Source organism: Marinifilum fragile, from assembly GCF_963677365.1.
Classification (GTDB): domain Bacteria; phylum Bacteroidota; class Bacteroidia; order Bacteroidales; family Marinifilaceae; genus Marinifilum; species Marinifilum fragile.
Genome location: NZ_OY781962.1, coordinates 2,570,874 through 2,582,235 on the forward strand (window position 1 = coordinate 2,570,874; position 11,362 = coordinate 2,582,235).

An 11,362-nucleotide genomic window follows, 5' to 3' on the forward strand; every position below is an offset into this window, starting at 1 on the left:
AAAGAAATTTCGAATTATTTACGAATAGGTAATCAATTGCATAAATCAATTTTGCTCATTTACTTCCATTAAAAACTCCACTAGATTCTTCTCATGCTCCAAATTTAATTTTTTTCGAAGACGGTATCGCTTCACCTCCACACTACGAGGTGAAATATTAAGCAATGATGCAATTTCTTTTGAAGTCATATTCATGCGTAAAAGAGCACAAAAACGAAGATCGTTCGGTGTTAAATCGATATATCTCTTTCTTAAATTCTGTAGAAATGTTTCGTTGGCCTTATCAAAATTTTCATTAAACAGCTTCCAGTCTTCTTCATTGCTAATTCCCGATTGAATCAATTTATTTATTTCTTTCAATCTCTTCTTGGCTGTTGCAGCAATTACATGTATTTCTAACTTCTCTAGCTGTTCTTTAAGTTGGTTTAATAGATCATTCTTTTTAGTAACCATCATGGTATAATTGGCCAACTCTTTCGATTTATTCTCAATTTCCTCTCTTAAATGCTCATTCTTCAGTTTAATAATTTTCTCTTCATTCTCTTCCTGAAGTTTTAAATAGTACTTTCTTTTTTGCCTATCAAGTTTATAGTGATAAACCACACGAAATACTCCAATAAGAACAAAAAACAAAATCCAATATATTGTTTTAGCCAATCTGGATAAATACCATGGGGGCAATATTGTGAAAGAATAGGAGGCAATTTTCGACAAACTTCCATAATTATCTGTCGCTCTCACCTTAAATGTATAATCACCATGAGGTAATTTTGAGTAGTTTACTCGATTTCGATCAGAAGGATCAGACCAGAACACATCATAACCTTCCAGTTTCCATTGGTATTTTAATTTCCCAAAACGGTACACCGGAAGAGAAAATTCAAAGTTCATGTTATTTTTTACATTTGCTATCTCTCCAGAATTTTCCAAATGTAATGCTTGATGCAATTTGGAGATTTGCGAATTACAAGAAATTTCACGTAAAATCACTTGATGATTATGTAGCGATAATGAATTGTCGATTTGATGCGATGAGAAAATAGAGAAACCTGCATCCTGGCAGATCAAGTAGTTCCCCCTTCCCAAAGCTATAATATTTTCATACCCATCGAGAGTACTTCCTCTTAGCAACTGAAAAGACAAGGCATCTATACTTTCTATCTCTCCATGATTCATTAAGACACGAGCACACTTACCTTTTTTAAAAAACCAATAATTTCCACTATCAATAGAGATAATTTTATAAGCATCTTTAAAATCTTTCAGTCCGGTGTTTAACTTCTTAAATGGTGCCAGGCTTTCTTGATTATAGTCATAAGAAAACAATCCCTCCTTTGTAGTAAAAACCACTTGCTGATCAACTTTAAAAACATTTACATTTGAATCATCGGGAAGCCCATTCTCTTTGGTATAGAACTCACTTTTTAATACCGAACTAAAATCTGAATTCAATTTCAGTTTATACAATCCTCTATAAGCGTGACTGGTCCAAAGATTTCCCTTATAATCAAACTCAAGAAACTCAGTTGGCTCATGATAGCTTCTTACCATATGAGACATTCTCCATTGCCCTTCACTCTTCTTATAAATAACCAAACCTATATACGTTCCCTGAATTAACATTTTTGGATTTCCTGGAACTTCTTTCAGAATCCAACCTCCCGAAACATTTGAAATGCGTTCGATGCCTTTTGCAGAAATTAGAAATGTTCCATTATTGTGACCACAAAAAAGTACATCATCTACTACTTTCAAATTCCAAACCTGTCCTTGTGTATTCCTAACAAGAGTAAAGTCTGTCTTTAGTTGCAATGAATTTGTATCCCATACGGCACTATATAAACCATGATTTGTCCCCAAATACAATTTCCCATTAAATATAGCTGCACTATACACGGTACCTAACTCTCCGCTTCTATCTTGGTAGTAACGAAAAGAAGAATTCAAGTTGATAAAATCTATTCCATTATCTAAACTCAGCCATAAATTATTATACTGGTCTACCTTAATTCCAAGAATTGTATTATTCTGCAAGCCATTCCCTTTAGTGATATGACTATAAATTCTACCATTCTTATCAAGAACAACCAAGCCCTGAGTTATGGTCCCCAATAGATAATACTCCTTATTATTTATAGAAACCGTTGCGGCTTTATTGAGTTGAAAATTCTTCAAGAATTCATCTGCATCATTTTGCCATGGGGTTATGTGTTCATCTTCGTATTTATACAGACCGCCAAGCTCAGTCCCCAAAAGAATTCCTTTTTCTCCATATGGGATAGCAATATTAATTGTTTTAGGTGCTAACTGATTTGTTCCATTTAAGGCAACCAATGAATCTTGCTGAAATTCATATAAGCCCATATGCTGGATACTAACCAATAAACGATCCCTAATTTTAAAAAGCGAAAAGACATTAGCAGGAGTATGAATGGAGGTTATTTTTTCACCATCGTAAACAAATATTTCAGCAAATGATTGAAAATACACCTTGCCATTCCAAACACATATCTTCCAAATATCCTGATTTTTAATTCGATGCCCCTCCACTAACTCAATTAAAGAAAAATACTCAAGCTGTCCTTTTTTGTTTTTCTCCCAATACCCAAACTCTTCATGCGCTCCAACATAAACTCGTCCGGCAGTGTCTACTGCAACAGATCTGACAATTTGCTCTGCGGGTAAAGGATATAACTTCCAGCTTGCACCATCATACTCTAACAATCCATCTGAATTGGCAAAATACATTACTCCATTAACTCCTTGGCAAACATCCCAATTCTGATTGGCTCCATGATATTCTAATTTGGAGAAATTCTTCACAAAAGGCATAAGCAATTGCTTGGTTCTTGCTTGCCCATTGTGTACACAAAAAAAACATGTAAAAAATAGTAATGATATAATAATTTGATGAGTGCGAATTTTCATATACATATGCTTAAGTTGGAGAACTAAGAGTAACTCATGTGTTTTTTCATTATCACTTTTAATATTGATATATCTTTCTTCGTAAACTGAATATCCAGTTTCTCCTTTTTATCACTGTCAAATATACTCTGAAAAGGTTTTCAATCGCAAAAATACACTACAACATTACCACAACACTAATGATTTCAAATGCTTTTTTAAAAATCCGTCCCAACACTCAACAACACTGATTAACTAACACTTAACAACCACAACATACCCCACTTAAAAGTTGTTTGGCTCAAGTTTGGGTCTTTTTTTTTTTTTCACCTTCTATTCCTCCAATATTTGTTGCGGTAAAAACAAAGAAACGAATCGAATTAACCCATTATTCATTTCAACTAAAATTTTTCATTTATGCAAACCTTACCGCAAACCCGTTTATTAATAGCAAGTCTTTTTACAGCTTCTATTTTATTATTCTCGTCTTGCTCGGAGCATGACATCACAGAAGAAAGTGAAACAGGAACATTACAAATTACTCCTCAAATTTCCATAGATGTTATTCCAGAATCTAATGCTACAAAAGCTAGTACTGTGTATGGAATGGAAACCAATGATTTTGGAGTCTTTATTACAGGTACTGACTACAACAACAGCTCGTATAAACTAGGAACTTTTCCTGCTGAAGGAATTTTAATGCCAGCGGGAGACAACTTTAATCTTACCATTGACTCTGGTTGGATTGGTGTAATCGATGGAGAAGGAAACTCGGACTACAGAGGTGCCGGATGGGATACTCCCTTCTATAAAGGTGTTTACAATCCTTTCTCAGTTACACAAAACAGTGTAACAACTCTATCTTTTGCTATTCTTCAGACAACTGTATTGATTGACGTTGATTTTATTCAATCAGGTGATGCCGGAATTCCTGCAGGTTATGAAACAATTGAAGCTGAAGTAACAGCATCATGGGCTGACAAACACTTGAAATATACTCCAGCAGAAACCCGTACAGGACATTTTATTGCTGATCTGAAAATGACTACTCCTCCCGCAACCACTATAGATGATTATGGAACTGACACTTACACGGTTGTTGTAAATTTAGTTGATGCAGAAGGAGTACTCCCTACAATTAATAAAACTTTTACAACCGCTGAACTGACAGCCAATCATAAATACACTTTCGAAATCAAAATGGATATAACCAAAACCAAGTTGGATGTGAATGTGATTGATGTGGCCGCTCAAGTTGAAAGCCCAATTACCCTATACATTTAAAACAAAAACGAATCAGTTATAGTATAACCAAACTAAATAACATTTCCTAATGAAAAAAAATCTTCTCATTATCCTTATGACGCTGTTTTCCAGCGCCATTTGGGCACAAAACCTTACAGTAACAGGAAAAGTAACATCCCAGGATTATGAAATGGGAATACCTGGTGTAAGTATTGTCGTAAAAGGAACTACCACAGGAACAACAACCGATATTGATGGAAACTACACCATTACTGTTGCTCCTAATGCAAACTTAATTTTCAGCTTCGTTGGTATGATCAGCAAAGAGGTCGCTGTAAACAACCAGACTAAGCTCGACGTGATATTGGAAGCTTCCACAACAGGACTTGAAGAAGTCATGGTTGTTGGTTACGGGGTACAAACCAAAAAGGACATCACCGGATCTATCGTTGGAGTAAAAGGAGATGAACTAAAAAATGTTAGCTCTCTTTCTCCAATGCAATCGATTCAGGGAAAATTAGCCGGGGTACAAATTGTCAACTCAAGTGCTCCTGGTTCAGCTCCAATGGTTCGTATCCGAGGAATTGGTAGTATGAAGGCCGGTGTAGATCCATTATACGTGGTCGACGGAATTGTAACCGGTGATGTGCGAAACATTAATCAGGAAGATATTGTTTCGGTAGATATCCTTAAAGATGCTTCTTCTGCTGCTATTTATGGTGTTAGGGCCGCAAATGGTGTAATTCTTATCACTACAAAATCTGGTTCTAAAGGTAAAATGGAAGTGAACTTTAGCTCTAAAGTTGGGGTACACAAAATCATTAACGAAGTTGAAATGGCTGACAGCAAACTGTTCGCGGAATATTCAAACGAAGCAGCAGCTTACGATAACCAGGAAGCTCCTTACGATTTATCGAAAATCAAATACAACACAAACTGGTTGGATGCCATCACTCGCGAGGCATTCACTCAAGAGCACAACCTGTCGGTTAACGGAGGTGGTGAAAAAAACACTTACTTCTTCTCTTTGGGATATATGGAGGATCAGGGAATCCTGAAAACCAATGATTACAGCAGGCTATCAATGCGATTGAACAATACTTACCAGCTTACCGATAAAATCAAACTGGGAAACAACCTTAGCATTAGCCGATACAAATCAAACAATGCTCCTTTTGGAACATTTACCGATGCTTATCGTCAGTCACCAACAGTTCCTGTTAAAGATGAAAATGGCGACTTTGGATACACCATCAAAAACAATGTAGCCAATCCTGCAGCCACCCTGCATTACAACAATAGCCGCAACTGGGGAACCCGTATTCAAGGATCCTTGTTCGCCGAGCTGGAATTGATGAAAAACTTAAGCTTCAAATCTACATTTAGTGTTGATGCATCTTACTCAAAGGATAGAAGCTATACTCCTAAATACGAAGTATCTCCTAACCAAAAAAGTGAGCATTCATCACTTTCTGCTGGTCGAGGAGAATATTCAACATGGATTTGGGATAATATTCTAACCTATCAATTCAAGTTGGGTGACAAGCACGATTTCAAACTGATGGCAGGAACCACTGCTGAGAAAACAGAAACAAGTTGGTTAGGCGGATCAAGACAAGGTATTCCGGAACAATCTCAATACTGGTATCTGGATGCAGGAGATGTTACCTCTGCAACCAACGGAAACGGAGGTGACAAGTATACCAGAAACTCCTATATCGGTCGTTTCAACTATGCCTATGACAATAAGTATTTGTTGACTGCTACCATGCGTCGTGATGGATCTTCAAAAATCTCTAAAAATCAACGTTGGGGAAATTCTCCTTCAGTAGGTTTAGGTTGGAGAATTTCAGAAGAGAATTTTATGCAGGACATTACCTGGCTGGACAATTTAAAGCTAAGAGCCAGCTGGGGTAAGCTTGGAAATGACAACATTGGATCCAATGCATTTCTTTATACAATGGCTACCAAGCAATATGTTTTCGGAGAAACTCAAACCGTAGTTAACGGAACAACAATTGAAGGAATCAAAGACCTTGGATTAAAATGGGAGCTTACCACTGAATACGACCTTGGATTAGAGTTTTCATTCTTCAATAAGATTACCGGTGAGTTGGATTACTACAACAAATTAACTTCGGATGCTTTAATCGATGCTCCTTTGGATCAGATTTTCGGAGCTAACAGCTACTTGACCAATATGGCTGACATCCGTAACGAAGGTTTCGAATTATCAGTAAACTGGAGAGAAAAAGTAAATGAAGATCTTACTTTCACATTCGGAGTAAACCTAACACACAACAAAAATACCATTGAAAATGTTGCCAGCGGTCTTCCTATTGTTGCCGGAGGCTTAGGAAACGGACAGGTAACAACCAGAACCGAAGAAGGTGAAGAAATTGGTAGTTTCTGGGTGTACCAAACCGATGGAATCTTCCACTCGCAAAGCGATGTTGATTCATACGTAAACAAAGATGGTGGTAAAATTCAACCTGATGCAAAACCAGGTGATTTCAGATACAAAGACACTAACAACGACGGTGTTTTAAATGATGATGACCGTGTTTACATGGGGTCATATCAGCCTAAACTATATTATGGTTTCAATGCCGGGGTCAATTACAAGAACTTTGATTTCCAAATCGATTTCTATGGAAATTCAGGAAACAAGGTTTACAACGGAAAAAAAGCCCAAAGATGGGGGAACGAAAATATAGAAGCATCCTTAGCTGACAGATGGACTATTGATAATCCATCCAACACAACACCAAGAGCTTCCAATGGAGTTCCTATTGCCTCATCTTACTATGTTGAGTCTGGTTCATATTTCAAAATCAACAATATCACACTAGGCTACACCTTACCTAAATCATGGCTTAACTCGGTAGGAATTAAAAATGTAAGATGTTACATGAGTGCAACAAATCCGGTAATCTGGCAGAAATACAGTGGTTATACTCCTGAATTGCCAGGAGGAGCACTTGATGCTGGTATCGAGTTAAATGCTTATCCAACTGCAGCTACTTATCTGTTTGGAGTTAATGTTACATTTTAATGCGACACAAAGGTCAAACCATTGAAAAACTAAAAAAAATGAACAACAAAATTTTAGATATAACCATTGCATGCCTACTGAGCATTTTGTTACTAATGACCGCAGCATGCAGCGATGAATTTCTTGAGATAGATCCACAGGTAAATCAAACTCCTGAAGATTATTTCTCAAGTTCAGAAAATACAGCTACCGAACTTGTAAATGCCGTATACAGCAATTTACAGAATTGGGACCAACACACATTTTCATGGATTGGAGTATCAAGTATTACCTCTGATGATGCCGATAAAGGAAGTGATCCTGGCGATACCGGTGCAGACAAACATGAATTGGACAATTTTAATTTCACAGCTTCCAGTATCTCATTTAATGAAATTTGGGGATCTAATTACAGAGGTATTTCTTTTGCAAATCAAGCGCTTAATGTAATCCCAAACCTGGAAATAGATGAAAGCCTAAGAAATCGCCTGGAAGGTGAAGCAAAATTTTTAAGAGCTTACTATTACTGGACACTTGTAAGATGTTTTGGTGGTGTTCCTAAAATTGACAAGCTACCTGATGCTGGTAATCCAGAGGATCTTGCTAACGGAAGAACCAGAGCAAGCAAAGAAGAAATTTATGAGCTGATTATTTCCGATTTGCAATTTGGGCTAACACATCTTCAGGAAAGAAGCCAAATGAGCATGGACGATTTAGGACGTGCTACCAAAGGAGCTGCAAAAACCTTCCTTGCAAAAGTATACATGTATCAGAAAAACTGGAGCGAAGCATTACGCTTAACCAATGAAGTGATGCAATCAGGAGAATATGCTTTGGTAAGCGATTATGCAACCATCTGGAGAGAGTCTGGTGAAAACAGTTCAGAGTCAATTTTTGAAGTGCAGGCTTCTGGTGTAACCCCAAACAAAGGGATTCAAGGTTATGCTGTTTGCCAGGGTGTTCGTGGTCAATTAGGATGGGGATTCAACACTCCTTCTGAATCACTGGAAAAAGCATATGAAGACGGAGATCCAAGAAAAGAGGCAACCATCATTTTCCCTGCTGAAACCATGTGGGACGGAGTTGTTATCAACTCAGAAACTCCAAATCCTCGCTATAACGAGAAAGCTTACTTCAGTAAAACTCAGGAAACATTCAATGGGAATGACTGGGAAACCAGTAAAAACCTTAGAATTTTCCGTTACGCAGAAGTCCTGTTAATTAATGCTGAAGCCGCCAATGAATTGGGGCAAACAAGTCAAGCTTTAGAATCATTGAACAAGGTTCGTTCAAGAGTAGGATTACCTAATGCAACTGGTGATGATCTAAAAAATAAAATCTGGCACGAGCGAAGAGTGGAATTAGGGATGGAACACGATCGTTTCTTCGATTTGGTTCGCCAGGGAAGAGCTGGTGAAGTCCTGCGTGCTCACGGTAAAAACTTTGTAGATGGAAAGCACGAAGTGTTCCCAATTCCTCAACGTCAGATAGAATTAAGTGAAGGAATGCTAAAGCAAAACAACGGTTACTAAATTTCATGGTCAAATTCTGCGGGAGCCTTAAAGCTCCTGCAGACAACTACCTATTAAAACAAATAAGCAATGTCACATTTAATCAAAATATACCTATTACTCTCTCTTTGCCTGATCATTGGCTGTTCGAGCAGTAGCTCTGATGAAATTTATCCTGATAAGGAAGTTGAGCCAGAAGCTAAGCTTACCGATGAAGAACTTATCGACATCGTTCAAGAGAAAACCTTTGCCTACTTTTGGGATTTCGGACACCCGATTTCCGGATTGGCTCGTGAGCGTAGTAACGAAAAACCTGACACGGTAACAAGCGGAGGAAGCGGTTTCGGGATCATGGCTATCGTTGCAGGTGTAGAACGCAACTATATCACCCGTCAGCAAGCTGTAGATCGCCTAATCAAAATGACAGATTTCCTGGAGAATAAAGCGACTCGTTATCATGGAGCTTGGTCTCATTGGTTAAGTGGTACAACAGGAGAGACCATCCCATTCTCAGCAAGAGATAATGGTGCCGATCTTGTAGAAACAGCCTTCCTGGTACAAGGAATGTTGACTGCCAGAGAGTATTTTGATGCAGAAACCGAAAAGGAACAAAAGCTTAGAGCAACCATTACCCGACTGTGGGAAGGGGTTGAGTGGGACTGGTTTGCCCAATCGGGAGAATACCTGCTATGGCATTGGTCTCCTAACTATCATTTTGAAATGAACCTGCCTCTGCGTTCATTTAATGAAACACAGATTGCTTATATTCTGGCTTTGGCATCACCTACTCATCCAATAGACAAAAGTGTTTATGAAAAAGGATGGATTGGAAACAACTACCTTAGAGAATTAGATCCAACAAAACGTAATGATTATGGAGGACCTCTATTCTTTACACATTATTCGTATTTGGGATTAACTCCTCACATTACAGATCAACACATGGCACTTGCTGGTTATTCATCTTATTTCGACAGAAATAAAAAGCAGACACTTTTGAACCGTCAGTGGTGCATCAGCAATCACAGCACTTACAGTTATTATGGAGAGAATTGCTGGGGATTAACCGCAAGTGACACTCCGGGTGGTTATATGGCACATGCTCCAAATAATGATAATGGAACCATCACCCCTACTGCAGCCATCTCATCTATTGTTTATACACCTGAATATTCTCTGGATGCCATGAGGTTCTTCTATGAAAAAATGGATGAATACAATCTTTTTGGTCAGTATGGTTTCAAAGATGCATTCAACATCAGTAAAGGATGGGTGGCCAAATCATACCTGGCCATTGATCAGGGACCAATTGTTGTAATGATAGAAAATTACCGTTCCGGTATCTTATGGGATACTTTTATGAAAACCCCCGAAATAGGTGTAGCCTTGGATAAAGCAGGCCTTAGCCTGACAAAATAACACAATTCAATTAGTTAGTAATTCCTTAGGACAAGAGCTTAATGCTCTTGTCCAGGGATTCCCTAACCCAATTCAAAACCTAAAATTTTGACTTATGATTTTAAAAACAAGACAATTAAGCTTAATTATTGCAATATTTTCCACATTTACAATAGCATGCAGTTCTTCTGATGAAGAGGAAATAATTGAACCTGTTGACCCTTGTGCAGATGTAGTAAAAGACAACAGTATAATTTCTGATTTTGAATGTCAGCAAAACTTTTTTATAGGTGTAGATGCTACAAAGGAGACTCAGGCTCCTGCTATTGACAACACCAACAAATCTGGCATCAACAATTCTGATAAGGTGGGTAAATTCATTGATGATGGAAGCCAGGCATGGGACAACCTCATGGTAGACTTTGGTTCTGCATACAACCTTACAGATCGAAGTCAACTTAAAATAAAAGTTTTTGCTCCCAAAGCAGGAAACCTGATTGCCAAATTGGAAGGCGGTAGTTCTGCTGTAGAACAAGACTTTCAAATTGAAAAAATCAATGAGTGGGTAGAGTGTTCCTTTAACTTTAGAGAAGCCATTGACATGGGCAACACCAAACTGGTTCTTTTCTTTAACGCTGGCGCTGATAATGGTGCCAGCGAAGAAATCTACCTGATTGATGACATTCGATTTGTTGAAAATGACTTCCCTATAGTTGTGGACCCATGTGAAGGTGTAGAAAAAGACATGAGCATCATTTCTGATTTTGAATGTCAGCACAACTACGCGTTTACAGGAAAATTGGAGGCTGGAATAGACAATCTATACAAGGCAGGAATCAACCAAAGCGAGAAAATTGGTGAGTTTACCGATGACGGAACAAATGCCTGGGATTTCCTTTTGGTTGACTATGGAAAAGCCATTGACCTTTCTACCAAGAACAAATTGAAACTGATGATTCACTCCGACAAGGCAGTTCAATTCCTTGCCAAACTGGAAGGTGGAACCTCTGCTGCCCATGAAATCTGGATGGATATCACCAAAACAGGAGAATGGGTTGAGTATACCGTTGATTTTAGCTCCCAGGCAAATGAAAACCATAATAAAGTGGTTCTCTTCTTCAATGCAGGAAAAAATGACGGAGGTGCTACAGACAAGTATTACCTGGATAACATCCGTTGGGAATAACAACAAGACAAACAACTTTAAAACAGAGTAAACGGGGCGGTTTGCCCCGCTTATTCAAACATGAAATAATTTTTATAAAAC

6 protein-coding genes are annotated in these 11,362 nt (G+C 38.0%); 5 read left to right on the forward strand and 1 reads right to left on the reverse strand.

Going from position 1 to position 11,362, the window contains the following annotated elements; all coding sequences use genetic code 11:
* Positions 1–45: 45 nt before the first annotated feature.
* Positions 46–2,928 (reverse strand): helix-turn-helix and ligand-binding sensor domain-containing protein, encoded by a 2,883-nt coding sequence (locus ACKPCA_RS10160; RefSeq protein ID WP_321278968.1) that lies wholly within the window; start codon positions 2,926–2,928, stop codon positions 46–48.
* 396 nt (positions 2,929–3,324) lie between these two features.
* On the opposite strand from ACKPCA_RS10160, the gene ACKPCA_RS10165 reads away from it, so the two are divergent.
* The 5 genes from ACKPCA_RS10165 to ACKPCA_RS10185 all read left to right on the forward strand — a co-directional run bounded on the left by ACKPCA_RS10165 (position 3,325) and on the right by ACKPCA_RS10185 (position 11,281).
* Positions 3,325–4,191, forward strand: coding sequence for a hypothetical protein (locus ACKPCA_RS10165; protein ID WP_321278969.1), 867 nt, complete (start codon positions 3,325–3,327; stop codon positions 4,189–4,191).
* Between the two features lie 49 nt (positions 4,192–4,240).
* Positions 4,241–7,207 (forward strand): SusC/RagA family TonB-linked outer membrane protein, encoded by a 2,967-nt coding sequence (locus tag ACKPCA_RS10170; RefSeq protein ID WP_321278970.1) that lies wholly within the window; start codon positions 4,241–4,243, stop codon positions 7,205–7,207.
* Positions 7,208–7,245: 38 nt separating this feature from the next.
* A complete protein-coding gene (locus ACKPCA_RS10175; RefSeq protein WP_321278971.1) occupies positions 7,246–8,718 on the forward strand; it encodes a RagB/SusD family nutrient uptake outer membrane protein in 1,473 nt (490 codons plus the stop codon).
* 69 nt (positions 8,719–8,787) lie between these two features.
* Positions 8,788–10,116 carry a glucoamylase family protein gene (locus tag ACKPCA_RS10180; RefSeq protein ID WP_321278972.1) on the forward strand — a complete coding sequence of 443 codons (1,329 nt, stop codon included), beginning with the start codon at positions 8,788–8,790 and terminating at the stop codon, positions 10,114–10,116.
* 94 nt (positions 10,117–10,210) lie between these two features.
* Positions 10,211–11,281 carry a hypothetical protein gene (locus ACKPCA_RS10185; RefSeq protein WP_321278973.1) on the forward strand — a complete coding sequence of 357 codons (1,071 nt, stop codon included), beginning with the start codon at positions 10,211–10,213 and terminating at the stop codon, positions 11,279–11,281.
* Positions 11,282–11,362: the final 81 nt, after the last annotated feature.

Coding starts and splice junctions, on each gene's coding strand:
- ACKPCA_RS10160 (WP_321278968.1), bottom strand. CDS start 2,928: ATGAAAATTCGCACTCATCAAATTATTATATCATTACTATTTTTTACA.
- ACKPCA_RS10165 (WP_321278969.1), top strand. CDS start 3,325: ATGCAAACCTTACCGCAAACCCGTTTATTAATAGCAAGTCTTTTTACA.
- ACKPCA_RS10170 (WP_321278970.1), top strand. CDS start 4,241: ATGAAAAAAAATCTTCTCATTATCCTTATGACGCTGTTTTCCAGCGCC.
- ACKPCA_RS10175 (WP_321278971.1), top strand. CDS start 7,246: ATGAACAACAAAATTTTAGATATAACCATTGCATGCCTACTGAGCATT.
- ACKPCA_RS10180 (WP_321278972.1), top strand. CDS start 8,788: ATGTCACATTTAATCAAAATATACCTATTACTCTCTCTTTGCCTGATC.
- ACKPCA_RS10185 (WP_321278973.1), top strand. CDS start 10,211: ATGATTTTAAAAACAAGACAATTAAGCTTAATTATTGCAATATTTTCC.